General features: G+C 68.4%; 17 protein-coding genes and 2 pseudogenes. 10 read left to right on the forward strand and 9 right to left on the reverse strand.

Annotation, left to right across the window (positions count from 1 at the left end; genetic code table 11):
• Window positions 1–3: 3 nt before the first annotated feature.
• Together FNV62_RS07390 and FNV62_RS55540 are read left to right on the forward strand one after the other, a co-directional pair.
• Entirely contained in the window at window positions 4–1,113 is a 1,110-nt protein-coding gene (locus FNV62_RS07390; RefSeq protein WP_143600389.1) for a fatty acid desaturase family protein, read from the forward strand.
• Between the two features lie 444 nt (window positions 1,114–1,557).
• Window positions 1,558–1,734, forward strand: a pseudogene (locus FNV62_RS55540) (PRC-barrel domain-containing protein); the annotation flags it as partial.
• 591 nt (window positions 1,735–2,325) lie between these two features.
• On the opposite strand, the gene FNV62_RS07400 reads toward FNV62_RS55540, so the two are convergent.
• Window positions 2,326–3,195 carry a UbiA family prenyltransferase gene (locus FNV62_RS07400; protein ID WP_181360852.1) on the reverse strand — a complete coding sequence of 290 codons (870 nt, stop codon included), beginning with the start codon at window positions 3,193–3,195 and terminating at the stop codon, window positions 2,326–2,328.
• A gap of 150 nt (window positions 3,196–3,345) precedes the next feature.
• Here FNV62_RS07400 and FNV62_RS07405 point away from each other — a divergent pair, with 150 nt between their 5' ends.
• Genes FNV62_RS07405 through FNV62_RS07415 form a run of 3 tightly spaced genes read left to right on the forward strand, consistent with a single transcriptional unit; the run spans window position 3,346 to window position 5,981 of the window.
• Complete coding sequence (locus FNV62_RS07405) at window positions 3,346–4,404, forward strand: type III polyketide synthase (RefSeq protein ID WP_143600390.1); 1,059 nt, start codon at window positions 3,346–3,348, stop codon at window positions 4,402–4,404.
• Window positions 4,405–4,431: 27 nt separating this feature from the next.
• Window positions 4,432–4,971, forward strand: a complete 540-nt coding sequence (locus FNV62_RS07410) for an isoprenylcysteine carboxyl methyltransferase family protein (protein ID WP_143600391.1) — start codon at window positions 4,432–4,434, stop codon at window positions 4,969–4,971.
• On the forward strand, window positions 4,968–5,981 hold the full coding sequence (locus FNV62_RS07415; protein ID WP_143600392.1) for an NAD(P)/FAD-dependent oxidoreductase: 1,014 nt from the start codon (window positions 4,968–4,970) through the stop codon (window positions 5,979–5,981). Before FNV62_RS07410 ends, FNV62_RS07415 begins: the two co-directional genes overlap by 4 nt.
• Before the next feature lie 1,419 nt (window positions 5,982–7,400).
• On the opposite strand, the gene FNV62_RS07420 is transcribed toward FNV62_RS07415, so the two are convergent.
• The gene (locus FNV62_RS07420) at window positions 7,401–8,072 is read right to left on the reverse strand and encodes a class I SAM-dependent methyltransferase (protein WP_143600398.1); all 672 of its coding nucleotides are present in this window, start codon (window positions 8,070–8,072) and stop codon (window positions 7,401–7,403) included.
• A gap of 162 nt (window positions 8,073–8,234) precedes the next feature.
• Here FNV62_RS07420 and FNV62_RS07425 point away from each other — a divergent pair.
• Window positions 8,235–8,525, forward strand: a pseudogene (locus tag FNV62_RS07425) (MerR family transcriptional regulator); the annotation flags it as partial.
• Window positions 8,526–8,593: 68 nt separating this feature from the next.
• Complete coding sequence (locus FNV62_RS07430; protein ID WP_143600400.1) at window positions 8,594–9,307, forward strand: IS6 family transposase; 714 nt, start codon at window positions 8,594–8,596, stop codon at window positions 9,305–9,307.
• Between the two features lie 195 nt (window positions 9,308–9,502).
• Here FNV62_RS07430 and FNV62_RS07435 read toward each other — a convergent pair whose 3' ends face one another.
• Both FNV62_RS07435 and FNV62_RS07440 read right to left on the reverse strand, forming a co-directional pair.
• Window positions 9,503–11,044, reverse strand: coding sequence for a metallophosphoesterase family protein (locus tag FNV62_RS07435; RefSeq protein ID WP_225900822.1), 1,542 nt, complete (start codon window positions 11,042–11,044; stop codon window positions 9,503–9,505).
• Window positions 11,045–12,178: 1,134 nt separating this feature from the next.
• On the reverse strand, window positions 12,179–12,418 hold the full coding sequence (locus FNV62_RS07440) for a hypothetical protein (protein ID WP_143600402.1): 240 nt from the start codon (window positions 12,416–12,418) through the stop codon (window positions 12,179–12,181).
• A gap of 614 nt (window positions 12,419–13,032) precedes the next feature.
• Between FNV62_RS07440 and FNV62_RS07445 the strand changes: the two genes are divergently transcribed.
• The gene (locus tag FNV62_RS07445; protein WP_143600403.1) at window positions 13,033–13,590 is read left to right on the forward strand and encodes a DUF3291 domain-containing protein; all 558 of its coding nucleotides are present in this window, start codon (window positions 13,033–13,035) and stop codon (window positions 13,588–13,590) included.
• A 304-nt stretch (window positions 13,591–13,894) separates the two neighbouring features.
• Window positions 13,895–15,658 carry an amidohydrolase gene (locus FNV62_RS07450; RefSeq protein WP_143600404.1) on the forward strand — a complete coding sequence of 588 codons (1,764 nt, stop codon included), beginning with the start codon at window positions 13,895–13,897 and terminating at the stop codon, window positions 15,656–15,658.
• 873 nt (window positions 15,659–16,531) lie between these two features.
• Here the strand turns inward: FNV62_RS07450 and FNV62_RS07455 are convergent.
• The 5 genes from FNV62_RS07455 to FNV62_RS07475 all read right to left on the reverse strand — a co-directional run bounded on the left by FNV62_RS07455 (window position 16,532) and on the right by FNV62_RS07475 (window position 20,051).
• Complete coding sequence (locus FNV62_RS07455) at window positions 16,532–16,993, reverse strand: hypothetical protein (RefSeq protein ID WP_143600406.1); 462 nt, start codon at window positions 16,991–16,993, stop codon at window positions 16,532–16,534.
• A 104-nt stretch (window positions 16,994–17,097) separates the two neighbouring features.
• Window positions 17,098–17,820 (reverse strand): hypothetical protein, encoded by a 723-nt coding sequence (locus tag FNV62_RS07460; RefSeq protein WP_144314876.1) that lies wholly within the window; start codon window positions 17,818–17,820, stop codon window positions 17,098–17,100.
• 257 nt (window positions 17,821–18,077) lie between these two features.
• Window positions 18,078–18,473, reverse strand: coding sequence for a hypothetical protein (locus FNV62_RS07465; RefSeq protein WP_143600409.1), 396 nt, complete (start codon window positions 18,471–18,473; stop codon window positions 18,078–18,080).
• A gap of 25 nt (window positions 18,474–18,498) precedes the next feature.
• Window positions 18,499–19,539, reverse strand: coding sequence for an IS110 family transposase (locus FNV62_RS07470; RefSeq protein WP_143600412.1), 1,041 nt, complete (start codon window positions 19,537–19,539; stop codon window positions 18,499–18,501).
• 224 nt (window positions 19,540–19,763) lie between these two features.
• Window positions 19,764–20,051 carry a hypothetical protein gene (locus tag FNV62_RS07475; RefSeq protein ID WP_143600414.1) on the reverse strand — a complete coding sequence of 96 codons (288 nt, stop codon included), beginning with the start codon at window positions 20,049–20,051 and terminating at the stop codon, window positions 19,764–19,766.
• Between the two features lie 555 nt (window positions 20,052–20,606).
• On the opposite strand from FNV62_RS07475, the gene FNV62_RS07480 reads away from it, so the two are divergent.
• Window positions 20,607–21,374 (forward strand): SDR family NAD(P)-dependent oxidoreductase, encoded by a 768-nt coding sequence (locus FNV62_RS07480; protein WP_143600415.1) that lies wholly within the window; start codon window positions 20,607–20,609, stop codon window positions 21,372–21,374.

The following is a 21,374-nucleotide window of genomic DNA, read 5'->3' on the forward strand; positions in this document are numbered from 1 at the left end:
GCGATGTCCACAACTGCCGGACCCGTCACACCTTTTGAGTCGCTCGAAGATCACACGGAGCTGCTCGGCGAGGAGCTCGACCGGATCCGCGCCGAGGTCGTCGCGGCGCGCGGCGCCGAGGACACCCGCTACATCCGTACGGTGATCGCCGCCCAGCGCGGCCTGGAGACCGGCGGCCGCGTCGCTCTCGCCGTATCCCTCTTTCCGCCCGCCTGGCTCGCGGGCACCGCGATGCTGACCACCGCCAAGATCCTGGAGAACATGGAACTGGGCCACAACATCCTGCACGGCCAGTGGGACTGGATGGGCGACCCGGCGATCCACTCCACCACCTGGGAGTGGGACTTCCTCACCCCCGCCGACGCCTGGAAGCACACCCACAACCACCTGCACCACACCTACACCAACGTCGTCGGCCTCGACCGGGACCTCGGCTACACGATCCTGCGCATGAGCCCGGACCAGCGCTGGCATCCGGTCCACCTCCTCCAGCCGCTGTACACCGCGCTGCTCGCCCCCTTCTTCGAGTGGGGCATCGCCCTCTACGACCTGGAGGCGGACGCCGTGCCGTCCGGCCGCAAGAGCGTGCGGGCCCTCCTCAGCGACCTGGCCGGCCTGGCCCGCAAAGCCGTGCGCCAGGCGGCCAAGGACTACGTCCTCTTCCCCCTGCTCGCGGGCCCCTCCGCGCTGCCCTGCCTGGTCGGCAACGTCACCGCGAACGGGCTTCGCAACATCTGGGCGCACACCGTGATCTTCTGCGGCCACTTCCCCGGCGACGTCCAGACCTTCTTGTACGAGGAGGAGCAACTTGAGGGCGAGACGCGCGGCCAGTGGTACCTGCGCCAGATCCAGGGCTCGGCGAACATCGAGGGCGGTTCCCTCCTCCACATGCTCACCGGCAACCTGAGCCACCAGATCGAGCACCACGTCTTCCCCGACCTGCCCAGCAACCGCTACGCCGAACTCGCGCCACGGGTGCGCGAGATCTGCGCCCGGCACGGGATCACGTACGCGAGCGGGCCGCTGTGGCGCCAGTACGCGTCCATGTGGGGCCGCGTCCTTCGGCACGCGGTGCCGGACGGGCCCCAGCGCCGCCGGGCTTGGGCCAGCTGACAGGCGCGGGCATAGAGGCGGAATACCTCGAACGCGTCGTCCGTCGAGGTCTGCCGACAGCTTCGCGAGGATGCCATTGACCTGTCCGACCGGACAGGTTGTGCAGCGCCGTCCGGAACCGGCTGTTCGCGCCGTGGGACTGCTCGGGCGTGCGCTGAGGGAGGATCGAATTCGTTCGAGCAGTTTCACCGGAACAGGCGGATGGATCACGGAATCCTAAGCAGAACGTGGTTGATGCGACGCTCGGGAAAAGTGCGAGCCGCACCAGCCGCAGTAACATGGATCGTGGGTTGGCTCACTCTCACGTGCAGCCGCCCGGAAGGGCGACTCCGGCGTGTTTGCGCCGGAGTCGTTGTCAAGCCGCACTGGCGGTGCCGACCAGGCCGCGACCTTCCAAGGGACGCGGCCCGCATCGACGGGTGTCCCGCTCAGGAGGGACAGCGCATGATCCATGCAGCCGACATCCGCGAGTGGCGCACCCATGACGTCGTCGACCCGAAGGGGCACAAGATCGGCGTGCTCGAAGCGGTCTACGTGGACACCACCACCGACGAACCAGCCGTGGTCACCGTACGGACCGGGCTCCCGACTCGCCGGCGCCTGGTCTTCGTGCCCCTCGACGCGCGCTTCTCGGCCGACTTCGGGTATCTCCTTGCGGGCGGGGTTTCCGACTCCCCCCGATCAGCGCAACTGCATCAACAGCATCTCGCTGAGGCTGACGTCCGGCGAGAGCTGGGGCGGAACGTAATCCGATCACCGTCCGAATCCCGCTCGGATTCGCACCCCCGTCGAGGGCCCACCCGATGGGAACGCGTGTGCCCTGGGGGCACGCGACGGGCGGGGTACGAGTGTTCGGCGCGGCCGAAAAGGGCGCTCACTCTCAGCCGGCCGGGAAATCTGACCTAGTGTCAAGAATGTCCGCACCGATGCCTGTTGTCCGGTCGGAGCGGCCGCGCAGGAGCGCCGAGGAGGACACGGTGCCTTGGACCGATCCGTACGTGAGGAACGACGGAACACAAGTCCGGGGGGCCGGTCGCGGGGCTGGCTCGGCCATCACCGGCACGTGGACCGGCAAAGCGGCACATGGCAGCCTCATCGGCCGCGACTGCGGACAGCACTCGCAAACTGACGGCAACCGCAGCAGGGATCGGGGAACTCCTGTTTCCGCTTGCGGGTTTCGTACGGTGTGAGCCGGCCGGCGAGGCCGAACGGTCAGGCGATCCCGGTGCCGCGCAACAGCAGCAACGCCACGTCCACCACTGCCACGGCGACCGCTGCCGCGAACGCCAACCGCTCCCAGCGGCGTCCCAGCACCGTCCCCGCCGTTGCGATCAGTGCGGTCACCACGAGCACTGCCAATCCCCACATGCCGGGTGGTCCGGCAGGCCCCAGCACCAGAGTCGCGGACGCGGCCACCAGCGGCACCGGCAGCAGCAGCCGCGCGCCGTCCGGGCCCAGCCGGTGCGGCCATCCCCGTACGCCCGTCGCCAGATCCCCGCGGATGTCCGGCAGCACATCGCCCAGATGGGCGCCGACTCCCAGCAACGCCCCGGCGGTGACAACCCACCAGGCAGGCCACGGCTGCCCCGGCAGCCCCAGCGCCACGAACGCCGGGAGCGCGGCGAAACCCACCGCGTAAGGCGCCCAGGACCATGCTGTCGCCTTGAGTCGCAGGTCGTACGCCCACGCCGCCGCCACCCCGGCCAGGTGAACGGCGCCCGCCCACAGCCCACAGGCGAACGACAGCGGCACGCACAGCGCCAGTGCGGCATACGCGGCCACCCACACCTCCGTCACGCCGACCGTGCCGTCGACGACGGGTTTGCCACGGCGGCCCGCGGCAATGTCCCGGCGCGCGTCAAACGCGTCGTTGCACCAGCCGACGGACAACTGCCCGGTCAGAACGGCGGCGCCGGTCAGCACACAACGCGCGGCGCTCTGGCCGGCGGTCACGGCCAGCGCGGCCATCAAGACGGTGACCGCCACGACAGGCCCGGGGTGGCACGACCCGGCCAGGCCACCCACCCGGCCCGCCCAACTCGCGGCCGCGCCGCCGGCCGTCGACTGCTCGGGAGTGCCCACCCGGCCGATCGTAGGCGCCCCGGCCCCACCCGGCTGGAGCACCGCGCCCTCAGGACGAACGGCCGGACGGGCGATCCATGGTGCCGAAGTCCCGGTCCGGGGAACACGTGGGGAGCAACTCACCCCAGTCGGTAACCGGACGGGAACCCTATGACGCGGATCGCCGCAGTGCACGGTGCCCTCGCCCCGCACCGTCGCACCCAGTCCGAGATCACCGACATGGTGGCCCGCACCTGCCTGCCCGAGGGCACCGACCGTCGGGTCCTGGACCGGCTGCACCGCAGCGCGAAGGTCCGCTCGCGCCACATGACGCTGCCGCTCGAACGCTACGGGGAACTGGGCGGATTCGGCGCGGCCAACGACGTCTTCATCGCCGCCGCCACCGACCTGGGCGCCAAGGCCGTCCGGGGCGCTCTGCACGCCGCCGGTCTGTCCGCAGCCGACGTGGACCTGCTGATCTTCACCTCCGTCACCGGCATCGCCACCCCCTCGATCGACGCACGGCTGGTCGGCCGCCTCGGACTGCGGCCGGACGTCAAACGGCTGCCCCTGTTCGGCCTGGGCTGTGCCGGCGGTGCCACCGGCCTGGCCCGTATGCACGACTACCTGCTGGGCCGGCCCGACCACGTGGCGGTGTTGCTGTCGGTCGAACTGTGCTCGCTCACCTTCCAGCGCAACGACGCCTCCATGGCCAACCTGGTCGCCACCGGACTGTTCGGCGACGGCGCCGCCGCAGTCGTCGCGTGCGGCGCGGACCGCCCGGCCGAGAGCGCCGGCCCGACGATCGTGGACTCCCGCAGCCACCTGTATCCGGACACCGGGCGCGTCATGGGCTGGGACATCAAGAACACCGGCTTCCAGGTCGTCCTCGACCCGAAGGTCCCCGATGTGGTGCGCCGTTACCTCGCCGATGACGTCGAGGGGTTCCTCGGCGACCACGGGATCAAGCCGAAGGAAGTGACCGCCTGGGTGTGCCACCCCGGCGGCCCCAAGGTCCTTCAGGCCGTCACCGAGGCCCTCGACCTGCCCGACGACGCCCTCGATGTGACCTGGCGTCATCTGGCCGACGTGGGCAACCTGTCCTCGTCATCGGTGCTCCATGTGCTGCGCGACACCCTGGCCGAACGCCGCCCGCCGCCGGGCACGCCGGGTCTGCTGCTGGCAATGGGGCCCGGCATGGCCTGCGAACTCGTCCTGCTGCGCTGGTAGTTCGGACCGTCGAAGGACAGTGGACACATGATCTGGTACGGATTGCTGGTGGCCGCCGTCGCCGGCGAGCGCGTCGCCGAACTCGTCGTCGCCCGCCGTAACGAGCGGTGGAGCACCGCCCACGGCGCGACCGAGACCGGGCAGGGCCACTACCCGGCGATGGTCGCCCTCCACACCGGCCTGCTGGTCGCCTGCCCGGCCGAGGTGTGGCTGGCCGACCGACCCTTCGTACCCGCCCTGGCCTGGCCGATGCTCACCGTGCTGGCGGCCGCTCAGGCACTGCGGTGGTGGTGCATCGGCACCCTGGGACCCCGTTGGAACACCCGGGTGATCGTCGTACCCGGCCTGCCGCTGGTGACGGGCGGCCCCTACCAGTGGCGGTGGCTGCGGCATCCGAACTATGTGGCCGTCGTCGCCGAGGGCGTGGCCCTGCCACTGGTGCACACCGCCTGGATCACCGCGGCCGTGTTCACGGTACTCAACACCGCCCTGCTCACCGTGCGCATCCGCTGCGAGAACCAGGCACTGGCCGCCGCGACCACCCCAACCGCGGCCGCGCAAGCGTGATCGACGTACTGGTGGCCGGCGGCGGACCGGCCGGTCTGGCCGCCGCCATCCACGCCGCGCTCGCCGGCCTGGAGACCGTCGTCGTCGAGCCCCGGACCGGGCCTGTGGACAAAGCCTGCGGAGAAGGCGTCATGCCCGGCGGTGTCACCGCGCTGCGAGCACTGGGCGTCGAGGTCACCGGCCGCGAACTGCGCGGCATCCGTTACGTGGACGGCGCCGCCCGCGCCGAAGCGTCTTTCCGCGGCCGTAGCGGGCTGGGAATTCGCCGTACGACGCTACACTCCGCACTGCACCAGCGCGCGCTCAGCCTCGGCGTGCGAATGCTGCCGGGCAAGGTCGGCGAGGTGCGCCAGAGCGCGGACACTGTCACCGCCGTGGGCACCACGGCTCGTTGGCTGATCGCCGCCGACGGCCTGCACTCCCCAGTGCGCCGCGGCCTGGGGCTGGAGTTGCCGGGCATCGCCCACGGCCGCTACGGACTGCGCCGGCACTTCCGTGTCGAGCCGTGGACGGACTTCGTGGAGGTCCACTGGTCCCGGCACGGCGAGGCCTACGTGACACCGGTCAGCCACGACCTGGTGGGCGTCGCGGTCCTCAGTCGCAGCCGCCGCGGGTACGACGAGCACCTGGCCGGCTTCCCGGCCCTCACCGCTTCGCTGCGCGGCCCGGCCGCGACGGAGGTACGCGGCGCCGGACCGCTGTTGCAGCAGGTGCGGCGCAGAGTCGCCGGCCGTGTCCTGCTCGTCGGCGACGCCGCGGGCTACCTGGATGCCCTCACCGGTGAGGGCATCGCCCTCTCGCTGGCGACGGCCGGGGCCGCCGTCCGCTGCCTGGCCGCCGGGCGACCGGACGAGTACGAGCGCGCCTGGGCCCGGCTGACCCGGCGCCACCGGCTGCTGACCGGGGCCCTGCTGGCCGCGAGCCGCCGTCCTGGCACCGCCCGCCTCATCGTCCCCGCAGCGTCCCGGATGCCCCCGGTGTTCTCAGCCGCGGTCCACGCACTGCAGTAGTGGCCTGGCCCGTTTTCACGCCGAAAGTGAACGATGCCAAACATACGCGCTCTCCGCGCCAGCGGAGGTGGGTCACCACATCAGAGGGCCGAGTAACCCCTGTGGTCCGTTTCCTCTTGGGGCCGTTTCCTTGGCGCCTACCGGCCATCGCCAGACACGCTCGTCACAAGGCCGCAGATCTAGACGATCGCCACCCACACCGAACTCTGAGACACACGGAGCCGGCTGGTCGGAGTGCAGCCTCTCCTGGGCGCTTTCCCGATACCGACGGCCTCAGGATGGCCTCAAGTCATGGCTCTGTCGCAGTGCACCTGACCAGAATGGAGCTCGCCAGGTGTGCGCTTGCGCGCATCTGTGCAGGTCAGACGAGTGACAGCTGACGCAGACCGCCCCGGCCCCAAACTCGCGAGCAGCGGATTGAGTCCGTTGATCCGGAGTTGACGCTCCAACACCTCGCGAGGAACGTTTCCGCAGGTCAGGACACATTTAAGTGGGGCGGGTGGAACTCGAACCCACGGCCGACGGATTATGAGTCCGCCGCTCTCGGGTTCGCCGCCACGCGCGGCTCGACCCAAGGAAGTCACCCAAAGATCAGGGATGAGGTCAGGAGCCCGCAAGAAAGGTGAAACAAACCTTTCGCTCCGAATTGTCCCTATTCGTATCCGCCAACCTCCGTTAAGGCAACCCCTAGTTTAGATGGCAGCAACGACGGCACCTCGAGGAATGTCCCCGCTCGCGGATGATCACCTTGCCCGGGGCGTGATACTGGCCCAACGCACGACCCTCTCGGTGCTGCGATTGGACTCGCCCCGGTAACTGGAGTGTGCGAGCACCAGTACGCCTTCGATGTCCACGATGACGCTACTGTCGACGGCCGGACTGCTCGCACAGGCCAGCTCCCAGACCCTCGCCCGCCTCGATCACTCACAGGGCAGCCCGTCACCGGTTTGTGAGCCGCCCCAGGCCCGCTCACCGCCGCCAGCCCAGGCCAAGCCCTGCAGGGACGGCGGCGTCCATGCGGCGATACGCGCTGGTGATGCGGTGAAGTACGTTCCCCCGCTCGACTCCCCACCTGGGGAGTCGAGGCGCTGAGTCCTGCAGGGCTGGGGTCGCCTCGGTCTCCTGGACATGGCCGCCGTCGCCGTCCCGGCCGGCGAGGCCGACGGCAGCCGCTTCGGCGTCAGCGTCGTCACCCGCGCCCACAAGGATCGGGTACGCGCCGGCCACCCTCGCATCCAACGGTGCCGTCATGCATCCACGGCAGTGCCGGGAGCTCTCCGTCAGCCCGTCATCGACTGTCGTCGATTGGCGTCGAATGGCGATGAGCAAGATCGTGGACGACCCCGTGCCTGCGTCCAGCAGGAGTCGTATGTGCAGCAGGTGTCGCTGCCGACCATCGGATCCGCACGGGAGCCGGTCTCATCCAGGCAGCGTCTGGGTGATCCGCCACAGGCGGCGCGGCAGTTCGCCCTCCTCGAAGGCGTGCACCTCGTCGAGGCGCCATCCCTCGGCGAGGGCGTCCACGAGGACACGGTCGAAGAAGTGCACGGCGAAGCCGCTGTGCTCGAAGATCTCGTCGCCGTGCCCGGTACCGGTGCCGTAGTGAGCGTCGCCGGTGTGGCGGACCGTGTAGACGAACGTGCCGCCCGGCCGCAGCACGCGCCGGACCTCGCCCACCAGAGCGTGGATCTCCTCGGTCGACAGGGCCATGCACAGCAGCATGTGCGCGAAGACCGCGTCCACCGAGGCGTCCGCCAGCGGCAGCTTCTCGCGTACGTCGTGGACGGTGGTGTCCACCACGTCGCCGAGACCGAGGTGGCCGGCCGCGTCACGCAGCTGGTCCAGACCCACGGGGCTGAAGTCGGTTGCCGCGACGATGAAGCCGCACCGGGCGAAGTACAGGGCGTCACGCCCGTGCCCGGCCCCCAGCTCAAGAACGCGTTCGACACCAGCGGCGCGGAAGACGTCTGCGGCATGGACAGCGGGCGTGGAGGGCTCGTCGCCGTACATGCCGGGATGGGCCGTGTACGTCTGCTGCCAGTGCGCACGCTGCGCCTCGGCCAGCTCTTGGTCCTGGTCCTGGTCCGGCATGAGCGTTCCTGCCTCTCCACACATCCCCGGGTGCGGGGCAGCGCCCAGCCTAGAACCCGTCTCGGGCACCGGCCCAAAGAGCTCTCATCGGGGCGTTCTCGTCGCGCAGCGTGCTTGACCTTCGAGCCGGGTGGAAGGTTTACCGTCGAGGGTGTGAGCACGATGCGAAACTCCCAGCTCGCGGAGCGCTGTGGCGTCCCGGCGACCACCCTGCGCTTCTACGAGGGTGCGGGCCTGCTGCCCGCCGGCCGCACCGCCTCCGGGTACCGCGTGTACGGGGAGGACGCGGTGGAGCGGCTGGCGTTCATCGGCGCGGCCAAGCACCTCGGGCTCCCGCTGGAGGAGATCGGCGAGCTGCTCGCGGTGTGGGAGGCCGGTGCCTGCGCTGACGTGAAGGCCGACCTGCGGCCCCGGATCGCCGCCCGCCTCGGCGAGGCCGAAGGGCGCCTCGCCGGGCGTTATCAAGTTGTCTGTGGGGCGTGAGATGATCTTGGTGTAGGTCGTCGTGGGAGGGGGCGCTCGTGGAGTCCGGGGCAGTACCGTCGTACAAGGGCTACCGGTTTCCGGCTGAGGTGATCAGTCACGCAGTGTGGCTCTACCATCGTTTCCCGCTCTCCTTCCGGGAGGTCGAGGAACTCCTCTTTGCGCGCGGTCTCCAGGTGTCCTACGAGACGGTCCGCGCCTGGTGCGCCACGTTCGGCCCGGCCTACGCCAAGGAGCTGCGCCGTCGGCAGCCACGGCCCGGCGATAAATGGCATCTGGACGAGGTGTTCATCAAGGTCAACGGGAAGATGCAGTACCTGTGGAGGGCCGTAGACCAGGACGGGAACGTCCTCGACATCCTCGTGACCGCCAAGCGCGACACGGCCGCGGAGAAGCGGTTCTTCCGCAAGCTCCTCAAGGACCTCGAGCACGTGCCGAGGGTGATCGTCACGGACAAGCTGCGCAGCTACGGCGCCGCCCACCGCCACGTCATGCCCTCGGTCGAGCACCGCTGTTCGAAGTATCTGAACAACCGGGCCGAGAACAGTCACCAGCCAACGAGACAGCGCGAGCGCGCCATGAAGAACTTCCGCTCCCGGGGCACGGCGCAGCGGTTCCTCGCCGCCTTCTCGAGGATCTCCCCGCACTTCCGACCCCGACGGCATCTGCTCACAGCGAGTGACTACCACACCGAGATGGCCGAACGATTCCGTATCTGGAAGACCGCCACCGGGACGACCACGACCGCCTGACCGGGATGGCCCCACGGTCCAGCCGCAACTCCAACATGCCCCAACTCGCCCATCACTCCAGCAACTTGACAGAGCCGCGCTGGGGGAATCCGGGCTCTGGCGCCTCCCCGCGAGAGGGGAGGCGCCTATCATTCTGGTCGGCAAGCCTGGTCGCCTACGCCGTGCACGCCGACGCACCGCACAACAGTGCCCGGCTCATTGGCAGACGAACGACTTGTGTGCGAGGTCCGTGGTCAGCTTGCTGAGTTTGCACACTTGGCCACCCGGTGGGTAACCCTGCGGGACACCGTTTCTGTCACGGAAGACGAGGTCCCAGGTCCCGCCGACGTCGCGCAGGTCCGCGTAGCCGAAGATCCCGAGTCCCCCGGGAGTCTGTTCCTGAGTCATCGTCTGATTCACGAGCTCCCGCGGCGTACCGATCCTCTTTCCGTTGGCGTTGTCGTCAACCGGGCCCATGTCCAGAGGTCCGCCCGCGGAGCCCACGGTCAGCTGGGGCGGCCGAGGGGTGTTGAAGTCCAGCATCTGGTAGAGATGGATGTGCCCCGACAGGACGAGTCGCACGTTGTCCCGCAGCCTGCCGAGGTTGGTGTTGCCGACGGCAGTGGCAAGGACGCGAGTCGGCGCTTCCACTCCAGGGGCCGGCGGTGGGGCGGCTGCTTTTACCATCCACAGTGGCTTGTGCGTGAACACGAAGTAGTCCTGGTTCGTGTGACCGGGCTGCGCCGCGTTCTGGTTCACAGCATCGAAATACCCGGTGAAGCGGCCGAGGTTCGCTGTGCTTCCGTTGTCGTTCGGATCGGCCATCGAGGAGTCCACATTGACGAGGTTCAGGGTGCCGGCGCGGATGAACGCGGGCGGGGTGAAATCGCTGCACGAGCCGTTGCTGCGGAGTACGTCGGCAAGGTAGCGGAACCATGCGCCGCCCGCGCCGCCCTGGTGCGTCTGGTTGCAGTTTTCGTGGTTGCCCCGGGTCAACGCGACGGGTGCTTTGGCCAGCAGCGTTTCCGCGGGCCGGAAGAAGTCGGCGACGACGCAGTCCCAGCTGGCAGCTTGGTGGGCTGTCCGGCAGCCTGGATTCTTCGCCTTGTCGTCGGCCGTGGAGGGGTCTTCCCGGTAGAGGTAGTCACCGGTGTGGATCACGAGATCCGGCTGCGTCACCTTGGCAAGGCTGGTCGCGATCTGCCCGAAGGGCCAGTCTTTCGCGCACTTCTGAGTGGGATTGGTTGGGGTTGGATTCTTCGGGAGGCTACAGCCGGTGTCGCCGATGACTCCGATCTTCGCGGGACGTGTCGATGCGGTCCACTGCGGCAGCGGGAGCTGCCTCCCGGGATGCAGCGTAGCCGCGTGGAGCGTCGTTGGATCAAGCTCCGCCTTGGACGCCGCGAGGGGGATCCCCGTCATACCTCCCAACTCGCAGACTGTGGTCGGGAATTGTGACCCCATGGGGGTGCTCACCAGTTGCATGGGGATCGAACTGGGTTGTTGCCCACCCATGGTGAGGAGCACAGAGGGACACATCAGGCTGGTATCGGTGGACACGTAGCGGATCCGGGTGCCTTGACTGGTCAGCTGGGTCCACGCCCAGGCCTCACCGTTGAGCCCCGCCCCGGGCGGAGCGGTCGGCTTGGGGGGCCGTGGCCCCGCGCTGTCGGATGTGGGCCCGGCGAGAGCCGCGCCTGCCGGGACCGCCGTGGCCAGCACGCTCACCGCGGCGAGGGCGACGATCCGGTGCATCATCTTCTTCACGTTCCTCCGATCGAATGGCCGACTACCGGCGCATCACCTCGTCGGTGATCACCCTGGAATCGTCACCGTCGGTGTCAACCTGTGCACGACCATGCAGGCGAACGGCCTAATACTCCAGCCGGACTTCTGTATTTCTCCTGGTCAACGGCCTGGCGGTGGGGAGTGTAGCGAGGGCTTGGCGTACGCGGGACGCCAGGAAGAAGCAGGCAGCTACGGCTCCAACTGCTCGCGTGGCCCTGTCGCCGCTGCCCCGAGGGGCTCCGCAGTCCCCTGACCTGCGGCATGTCTTTCGCTCAACGTTCGGTGAGAACGCTCAACCTTGAATGCGAGAGGTCAACAACTGGCCTGTGACAGCGCAACTTGAGCGCGTGCCGACGATTCTGAGCGGCTCTGGTCGAGCGCCTGCGCGCTGGCTCTCTCCAGTTGCCGTTGGGGTGTGCTCAGCGCTTCCTGGAAGAGCGGGTGGAACCGCCCGCTCTTCCAGGAGGAGCGCACCATGGCGCAACCGATAAGCCGGCCAACGATCAGCGCTGAACAGTTCAGCCGAGTGTGTGACGAGATTAGGAGCACGGCGGCGCCCGAGCAGGACGCTCAGTCCATCCGGGACTGCGCTCTGCGCATCGTGCAGACCCTGGGCCTGGCGCTCTCCACGGATGACCTGAGCAGGCTCCTCACCGAACTCATGGCCCCTAGCGTGGCCCCACCCCCAGAGAGCCCTCAGTACACCCGAGAGGCCATCCTGGACATGCCTGACGCACAGTCAGGAGAAGATGAAGGCCCGGTCAGGTAGACCGGCCGCCACGCCTGACTACATCCTCAGCTCACCGGAGGGCGCCTGGCCCCCACCGCTCTTCTGCCACTGGCTTTCGGCCCCTGCTCTCGGAAGCCGAGATACCCGCCAGGCAGCAGCGCGACCCAGTACAGCCGCGGAGAGACCCACTGCGCTCCGGGTTGCGCTCATTGGGTCACCGACGGAATTCGCTGACCTGCAGGTTTGCGGCGTTTCCTGAGTGAAGATCCCGTTGTCGTGCCGGGGGAATCCCGGGAGTTGCGGCGTGCGGACTGAGAAGGGTGCGGGGGCTGAGTCCTCGCGGGCCCAGTCCCCGCGCCGGGCGGTCACATCCGTCAGGCGTAGTTGCAGATGACGACGTCCTGGGCGATCTGCTGGGGAACGGTGCCAGGGCCGCATTCACGGTAGACGTATTGGCCTTGGACGCAGGTATAGAACCCCTGCCCTGCGGCGAACATCGCCCCTTCCCGGCAGGAGCCGACTGACGGGCTGGTTGCTGCGGCGCTGGGGCTGGACAAGGGAATGACGGCTGCGCTGGCTAGGAACAGGGCGGTGACGATCGAGCGGACCCGCATCGGATTCTCCCGTTCTCGTGGGGTGAGGTGCTCGGCCTAACGCGCGGTGATCACCAAGGCACCGCGAGGTCCGGTGATCCCACTCAAAAGGGGGCGGGCTAGCGAAGCGTTTCGAGCAGCCCCGTAGATTTCGTCACCCGGACCATCCATTTCGTCAGCATCCCCATAAGGGGGACGGTGGCCGTACGCCTGCGCGTGACCAGCCGCTTGTGTCCTTTGACAGTGAACCCAGTCGCTCCGTCATCCAACCCAGTCGATGCCGACAACGCCGCTGGCGTCGCCCCGGCACACCGGCTTGAGCGGGGTTGTCGATGCTGCTTCTCGGCATTTGCTGGGCCGATGCGGACTTCCACGGCGGCAGGCAGCGCCACCGCCCCAGCTCCCGCAAGGGCCTGTGCAAGAGGCCACTTGGACAGGGAAAACGCAACTTCGACATGGCTCGCAGAGGCAGCTACCTTCACCTGGTCTTCGGCGATCGCCCACGGTCGCGCAGGGGTTCCTTCAGGCTGAGCCGCCCGCGACGGGATGAGTTGGCACGCCCCACGAATCCTCGCCCCCATGCGTAAGCCGCCGAACCGGGTCCACACCAGGCACCCCCAACCAGGGAGAGAAGCATGCCCCATCTTGCTCTGTACACATTCGGCGTCCTGAAGTCACCTCTCGCCGATCCCGCACCTCTCACGCGCGAGTTCTACGACAGTGGTGAGGCCGTCTACCGGAAGATCAGTCAGCACCCCGAATACCTCGCGCGTGCCGAAGCGGCAGACGGTGACCGGGGCTCACACTTCGAGGCGGACTGGGGTGCATGGGGAGAGTTCGCCGTACCGACCTGGTACGGCAAGGGCCGTACGGTGGAAACCACCGCCCTGGCCGCGACCCTCGCGCTCTGGACCGACCTGCGCCCCGCCTTCGACGCCATCTACACCGGCCTGCACCGTGAGGCGCTGAACAGGCGTTACGACTGGTTCGAGAGGACAGGACACCCGGGTTATGTGTTCTGGTGGGTCTCCGACGACGTGATACCCACCTGGCAGAACGGGGTTTCCAGGCTGGAGCACCTCCACGACCACGGCTCCGCGCCGCACGCCTTCACCTTCCACCACTCGTTCGCCCCGGACGGAACTCCGACCAGGATCAAAGGCATCGGGCCGAAGAGCGACCAGGTTCGCTGACAAGGAAGCCTGAACGACTGGATTCGCTGTAAAACGCCTCGATTGAATGACGGCGAACACCGGCACCAGCGGTGTCAGGTCTCTGTCGACCTGGTGCAAGTCTCAGATGAATGGATCTGATTCGCTCGGCGTCTCAGATGGCCTGGTCCGCCTGGTCTCCCGCCCTGCGACGGGCGTCTCATGGTCGGCAGCGTCCGGGGCGCGGCTTTCTGCTGCTGACCGGCGTCGATCAATCACGTTTCGCATGTAATTGACTACCCTTCGTGGCGAAGGCTTTCATTACCAGGAGAACAGGTGGTGTTTGATGTCCCAGGAAATCTCGACGGGAACGCGGTCTGGAGATGCCGACATCATCTTCTCCGGCGGTTCCATCGTGACGGTCACCGACGAGAAGTCGGCAGCGCCCGAGGCGGTGGCGGTCAAGGACGGCCGGATCGTCTTCGTCGGCAACCTGTCCCAGGCGCAGGCCAAGTGGCAGGGGCCAGACACGCGGTTGCACGACCTGCTGCCGGACCAGGCTCTACTGCCGGGTTTCATCGATGCGCACGGCCACATCACCGGCACCGGCCTGCAGGCCACCATCGCCAATCTCCTGGCCGCTCCCGACGGCAACGTCACCGACATCGCATCCCTCCAGGACAAGCTGCGCGCGTTCGCCGAAAGCGAGGTGGGGAAACGCTCGGACTGGATCATCGGTTTCGGTTACGACGACTCCATGCTCACCGAGGGCAAGCACCCCACCCGCCACGACCTGGACGTGGTCTCCACCGAGAAGCCCGTTCTGGCGATCCACCAGTCCTTCCATCTGGGAGCGGTCAACAGCCTGGGGCTCGAACGGCTCAAGTACACCGCCACGACACCGGACCCGAAGGGCGGGGTGATCCGGCGGAAGCTGGAGCGCGCGACCGAATCCGAGCCCGTGTACGGAGAGCCGAACGGGGTGCTGGAAGAGACCGCGTTCAACCCCGCCGCCGACCTGGCCGTCGCCGGGATGGACCCCATCGACAGCGGGCAGTTCCTGGCCATGGGCCTCCTGGCGGCGGCGAGATTCGGCTTCACGACCGTGCAGGAGGGTGGAGCGAGCCTGGAGGTCCTGGGCCTCCTGCGGCAGGTCGCGGACGCCCACCCCGATGGCCTGCCCACCGACGTGGTCGTCTACGTCAAGGCCGACCAGGCCATGAAATCCCCTGACACGGTCCAGGCGAGCCGGGAGTACACCAAAGGCCTGCGCACGGCCGGAGTGAAGCTGCTCCTGGACGGCTCGCCCCAGGGGCGCACCGCCTGGCTCACCGAGCCCTACCTCACCCCTCCCGACCGTCAGAACGAGAACTACCGCGGCTATGCGACCCTGCCGGACAAGGACGTCCTGGCCCAGGTCCGGGCGGGTTTCGCCAACAACTGGCACGTCATCGCGCACGTGAACGGCGACGCCGCCATCGACCAGTTCATCCAGTGCGTACGCACGGCCACCAAAGAAGCCGGACAGGACCGGCGTACGACGGCGATCCACTGCCAGACCGCCCGCGAGGACCAGATCGAGGCGTTTCGGGAACTCGGGATCATCCCGTCGTTCTTCTCCATGCACACCTACTACTGGGGCGACTGGTACCGCAAGACCGTGCTCGGTCCCGAACGTGCTGTCGACATCTCACCGGCCCGGTGGGCGGTGGACCGCGGCATGGCCTACACCTCACACCACGACGCCCCCGTCGCCCTGCCCAACTCGATCGCCATCCTGTCCAGCCAGGTCACCCGCGTCACCCGCTCAGGAAGCGTCCTGGGCCCGGACCAGTGTGTGTCGGCCCTGGACGCGGTGAAGTCCATCACCATCAACGCCGCCCGCCAGTACTTCGAAGAGGACACCAAGGGCAGCATCGAGGTCGGCAAGCTCGCCGACTTCGTGATCCTCAGCCACAACCCGCTCACGATCCCCGAGCGGAAGATCAAGGACATCACCGTCGTGGAGACCATCAAGGAGGGCAGGACCGTCTACCCGCCCTCTCCCACACTCCCAGGCCCCGCCCCCATCCGGCGAAAGGCCATGTCCGCGGCCTTTGCCCACTGCTGACGCCCCGAAGGCCACCCAGTCGAGGGGCTGAGTACGGGCCCGCCGACTGCGAACACCCCCTGAGGCCCCCAACAGGCGACGCATGTCTGTCAGCGTAGGAAAACGGCAGATTGCTCCAGCGACCCACAGCGTTCATCCAAGCCCACCCACTGGTCTCCGGGCACCCCGGTACCAGCAGACCAGATCGGCTGAGACGACGTGCAGCATCCGCACGCACCGAACCGGATCGGTTGAGATTCCGAGCCGCTGCTTATCTCAGCTGATCTGGTCGCCGCAGGTCACGAGCACAGCTTCGGGCCAGACCAATTGAGAAGGGACAAGCGGCATGGGCGTGGACCACCGCGTCCGCGTCCTGCGCACCGCAGGCTGACTTCGCTGGCATCACCGCCGCCCGGGCCGCGCTCGAACGCGCCCTCGCCTTCCACCAGGCCGTCCCGCGACGCTCGCGACCAGGCGCACGCCGTCCTCGCCCAGCTGCACGAGTAGACCACCGGCGGCGACTACGCCGTACTACACCGCCATCGCGTCCTTCATGGCCAACCTCCCGCTCCCCACCGATCAGGTCCGCGCCGCCTCAGGAGCGCGGACCAAGGACGGCTTCCGCACCTGGGATCAGCCAGATGCCTGGTGCCTGAGTTTGCTGGCCCGATCCGGTCTGCTGCTGAAGAGTGCGCGGCACCGTGGCCTGCGGAGCGGGGGCTGCCGCCGCTTGCTCGCGGGCAAGTTGGCGCAGATAGGCCATGCCAGGACGGGTGCGATACCAACGGCTCCCGTCAAGATGAAGCCATCCCTCGTCGGCGAGGCGCTGTACGGCGCCGGCCGTCCACTGCTGGGGCCAGGGCGTGCGGGGATTCTCCGTGCAGTGGGCGGCGATCAGTTCGTGCAGGCGTGGGCCATGGCGGTGTCGAGCGACGTAGCCATCGACCCAGGCGGCGACCTCGAACTCGCGGCCGCGAAGTTTGATCGGGTTGGGCCGCGGCCCTGGCTGTGCGGGTGGAGTGGGGTGGTGTGGCGTGGTGGGGAGCCTGGCGCGAGGTGCCGGATGGGGTGGGCCAAGGTGACGTTGACAGCGTGGCCGCTCTTCGGGCCGGATGTCACGTGCGCGAGCCATTGCGCTCGGGCCAGCGTCTCCATCACTTCCAGGGCGAGGTCCCGGGAGGTGAGTCGGCACAGTGTGGCCATCTGGCGGAGGACGATCTGGGCGCGTCCCTCCCGGTCGCACCGCGCGGTGACGAAGAACGCGCCGAGACGGTCTGCCGCCGGCTTTCCGCGCAGGAGCGGATGGTCGATCATCCGCTGCGTCCAGCCGTTCAGCTTGCCGCGGGCGGTCCCCATTGGAATCCCCATGAGCCTCGAGTTGGCGGCGAGGTCGGGGACACGGAGCTGCGTGCGGGCGCTCCGCGCACGGCGCCCTGGACCTCGTCGAGCGAGGCGTCCACCTATTCTGCGTCGATGAGTTCCTCCAGCGCCCAGTCCGGCAGGTCCATCCGGCCCGGGCCCAGGTCGTCGCTGACCATCTTGACGATTCCGCCGGGACGGACGCGCAGCGCGATGAGCAGTGCGAGGAGGCGGGCCTCGGGGCTGTGGCCGACCTCTGCCTGGTGCAGGTACTGCAGGGCGGCGAGTGCGTAGTCGCCGTATGCGCCTGGTACTGCCCAGCTTGTCGGCTCCGATTGGGCAGCCGCGAAGCTGTCGTCCTCGTGCACCGGCGGCTTGGGGGCCGCCTCGGCCTGGCACACCTCGCAGTTGAGGGCGCGTTCCCGGTCGGAAGGTCGCGGGGCCGCCGGGGTTCGGTCATCACTGCGCTGTTCACCGAGCGGAGCGGGCGGCATGTTGGCGTGCGCGGCCGCCTTGGCTGGTCCGGGGGGCTCGGACGGGGGCCGGCTGCTGCGGATGACTTTCGCTCGTGGTGTGGCCGTCGCGCAGGCCTCGCACGTCTCCGCCAGGATCCAGAGACGGCCCACCCGGTCGGGGATGAGGACCAGGGTCATCGGACCGGTGCAGGTCACGCTCTTCGCGGCGTGCCAGGTGCATTCCTCGTGGCGGCACCGGCAGCGGGCCGCTTCCCAGAGCGGCCCCACGGCGGCGATGTGCTCGCGGACGTGTTGCAGTGCCTTGGTACGAGCCAGCAACGGGTCGCGGAATCTGGTCGGATCCGGCACGCACAGCCCGCCCCGGCACTTGATCACCGATACACCGGCGGCGGGCGTCCCGTACGGATCTAGGCGTACGAGCCAGCGCCGCCCCGGGGGAGTTGTAGCCGCCCTCACTCCGTCTCCTGCTTTCCGTCTGGCCTGATGATCACCGCAGGGCATGCTGGCGTTCGGCAGACGGGTGCGTGGAGGGCCACGCCGTCACCAGTGTGGATCTCCCTCGATGGGGGGAACCGCTCGCGAGCCCTGGCCCGCTCTCGACCTGGTCATGCCGGGGAGTCTGCAAGGTCATCAAGGGTGAGCTGGCCGGAGCCGACGGCCACCGGCTTGGGCCGCCGCGGCCTGGGAGCGCTGCCGTCGTACGGCTCTGGGCTGTCCTGCGGCGGGGGCCACTGCGCTTTGGCCGCGTTCCACTGCATGAGGAACTGCGCCGGGAGCTCACGCCGGTGCTGGACCCGGGCGACCAGCGGATCGGTGAAGTACTCCCCCGGTGCTGCCAAGTGGACGAATCCTCGTGCCATCAGACGGTCGATGGCCTCCTGATGTTCCCGCGGCGTCAGTATGCCGAGGGGCGAGAGGATCATGCACACGCCGATGTTGGTGATGCCCCTCCCGCCGTCGCGGAACAGATCGTGCTCCTCCATCGCCAGGTAGAACAGCATCGCCGCTTCATAGCGCCTCTGTGTGTCAAGCGGCTTGAGCGAGGCGGGTCCGTTGGTCTCGTTTCATGATCCGGTAGACCACGTTGGGCAGGCGGCGTTTCAGGGCCCTGCGGGCTTCCGCAGGCGTCTTTCCTTCCGCGATCTTGCGCAGGTAGTAGTCCTGCCCGCGTCCGCCATCGCGGATTTGGCAGATGGCGATGACATGCAGCACCGAGTTCAGTGCCCGGTTGCCGCCAGTGTTGAGCCGGTGGCGGACGTTGTTGCCGCTGGAAGCGTCCAGGGGCGCGCTGCCGGTGTAGCTGGCGAAGTGGTGCTCGGTGGGGAAGCGGCTGACGTCTCCGACATGGCCGATGACTTTGGCGGCCAGCACGGTGCCCAGTCCCGGCAGGACCGTGAGCGTGGTGCGGGTCGCAGCGAGCGCGTCACGCATCTCGGCTTCGTTGTCCTTGACCTGCCGGTCCAGGCGGCGCAGGTCGGCCAGGAGATCGCGGGCTATGTCCCGGCGGCAGGCGTCCGTGGCGGTCTCGGGCCGGAGGCTCTTCATGATGGCAGCGGCCTTGTCGGCGGACAGCCCGGTGGGGGCGCCGCCGGGAACGAGGTCACGCAGGACGGCATGGAGCCGGTTCAGGACGCGGGTGCGTTCGTGGACCAGATCGTCGTGCCGCTCGGTCAGCAAGCGAAGGATCGTGGTCTGGTCCTCAGGCTCAACGGGCCGCAGGTCCTGGCGGAACAGAGCAACCTGGGCGACGTGCAGGACGTCGGCTGGGTCGGTCTTGCGGTCGCCGCCGGTGGCCAGCAGGCGAGCCCGCGCGGACAGGGTGGAGGGAACGTCCACAACGTCTTCCCCTGCGGCGGCGAGCTGCTGAGCAAGGGTTCGGCCCAGGCCGCGGGCACCTTCCACTGCGAAGCGGCGCTCGGGCCACTGCTCGCACCACCGCATCAGCTGCCTGAAGGTGCCGGCGTTGACGACAAAGCGCAGCTGGCTGATCTTGTGGCCCGTCGTATCGACGGCAACTGCGGTGTGAGAGGACTTGTGGGGGTCGATCCCAATGGTGATCACGCGCATCCCGGTCTGTGCTCGAAGAGACGAAGTATGCGGTGGGCACCCTGACTTGAAGTAGCAGTCACACACGTTCATGCCTCTGTCGAGCCACACCGCGTGGGTACCGGCCGGCGGCGGCACTCTATGGAAGAGCCAGCCAGGCGGCGGCAAGGGGCATACGGACCCGTGCCGACCGGCACCCTGGACGCTACGGCTGCAGACCGCGCGTCTGGGCTCGATTCAACAAGTCAGGGGCACAAGACCAGCGATGCCATGACGTCGTGGTGCACGGAGAACACGAACGTGTCAGCGTCGTCCGGATCCATCTCCATGAACGTGCGATCACCGTCTGGCGGCAGGATCTGGTAGGGCGGCATCGGCTCCAGGGCCTGCTTGGCGTCGAGGATCCGATGGCGGTGCAGGTTCGAGCGGCCGCCCGGGCCGGGCGCGCACTTCTGTCCGGGTGCGGCCCGGCATTCCGGGCAGGTACGGGTGAGGGCGGCCTCCCGGACGGCCGGCGCCACGGCTTTCGTCATGCCGCTCAGCGTCGCAGGATCGCTACGCTGTGCTGCGGATATCCCCGCCCAGCCACCCAGTTGGGCGGTCCTGTTCCGTCGATGGTGTCGCTGCTCTCTCCATGATCGGGCTGCCGCTCGCACGTCCCACGTTGCGACGCGCGGTCTGACGCTGCCCTGCCTCGGACCGATGGCCTGGGAGATTGCGCCCGTCCCTTGGCTTTGTACGTGACCGCGGAAGTCGTTTCGATGTGACCGTGGGAGTCACTGGCTGAGCAAGTTTGCGATGTCAGCTTGTTTTGATGTCACCAGGGGGCTTGCGGCGTTCGCCTCCCGCCTGCGTGACCGCTTTCGGGTCGTCTGTCCCGGCTGCCGTCCCTGGGCCATAGGGACCATCAAGTGCCGCCGTTCGATGGATGCGGCGGTCGGGTCCGATGCGGCTGTCGTCCGGCTGGGGCACGTTCCTTGCGGGCGCACCGGGGGATACGCCCCTACCCGAAGAGGAACCCGGTGTCGTGCGGGTTCCGAACCGCTTGCCCGTCGTTCACCTGGGTGGTTGCAGGAAGGACCCTCGACGTGTCTGATCCCGTCGTCCTCATCACGGGCGCGCTCACCGGTATCGGCCGCGCCACCGCCTTGGCTTACGCCCGTCAAGGCGCGAACCTTGTGGTCTCCGGCCGCCACGAGGACGTGGGCGAGCAGTTCGCCAGGGAACTCTCCGACCTCGGCGCCCCGGCCGAGTTCGTGCGTGCCGACGTCCGCTTCGACGCCGATGTGAAGGACCTCGTCGACCGCGCGGTCGCGCGATTCGGGCGGATCGATGTCGCCTTCAACAACGCCGGCACCGAGGGAACACCCGGCCCTGTCACCGAGGTGACCGACGAGGGTTACCAGGCCACCTTCGACACCAACGTCAAGGGAACGCTGCTGTGCCTGAAGCACGAGTTCCGGGTCATGAGGGAACAGGGCGGCGGCAGCATCGTCAACGTCAGCTCCGGCTACGGCCTGATGGGTTACCCCGGGGCGACCTTGTACGTCGGGAGCAAGCACGCCGTCGTCGGCATCACCAAGGCGGCCGCACTGGAAGGCGCCGCTCACGGTATCCGGGTCAACGCGGTCGCGCCCGGCTACACCCGGACCGCCATGTACGAGCGGTTCACCGGCGACGACACGGCGCGTGACGCGGTCGATTCGGTGCTGCCCATGCACCGGGCGGGCACCCCGGAGGAGATCGCCGAGGCCGTCCAGTTCCTGGGTTCGGACAGGGCGAGCTACGTCACCGGGCACATTCTCGTGGTCGACGGCGGCCTCATGGCGGGCGGGCCCCTGTTCCCGAGCACGTGA

The sequence above is a fragment of the Streptomyces sp. RLB3-17 genome, assembly GCF_007113425.2.
GTDB classification, from domain to species: domain Bacteria; phylum Actinomycetota; class Actinomycetes; order Streptomycetales; family Streptomycetaceae; genus Streptomyces; species Streptomyces mirabilis_D.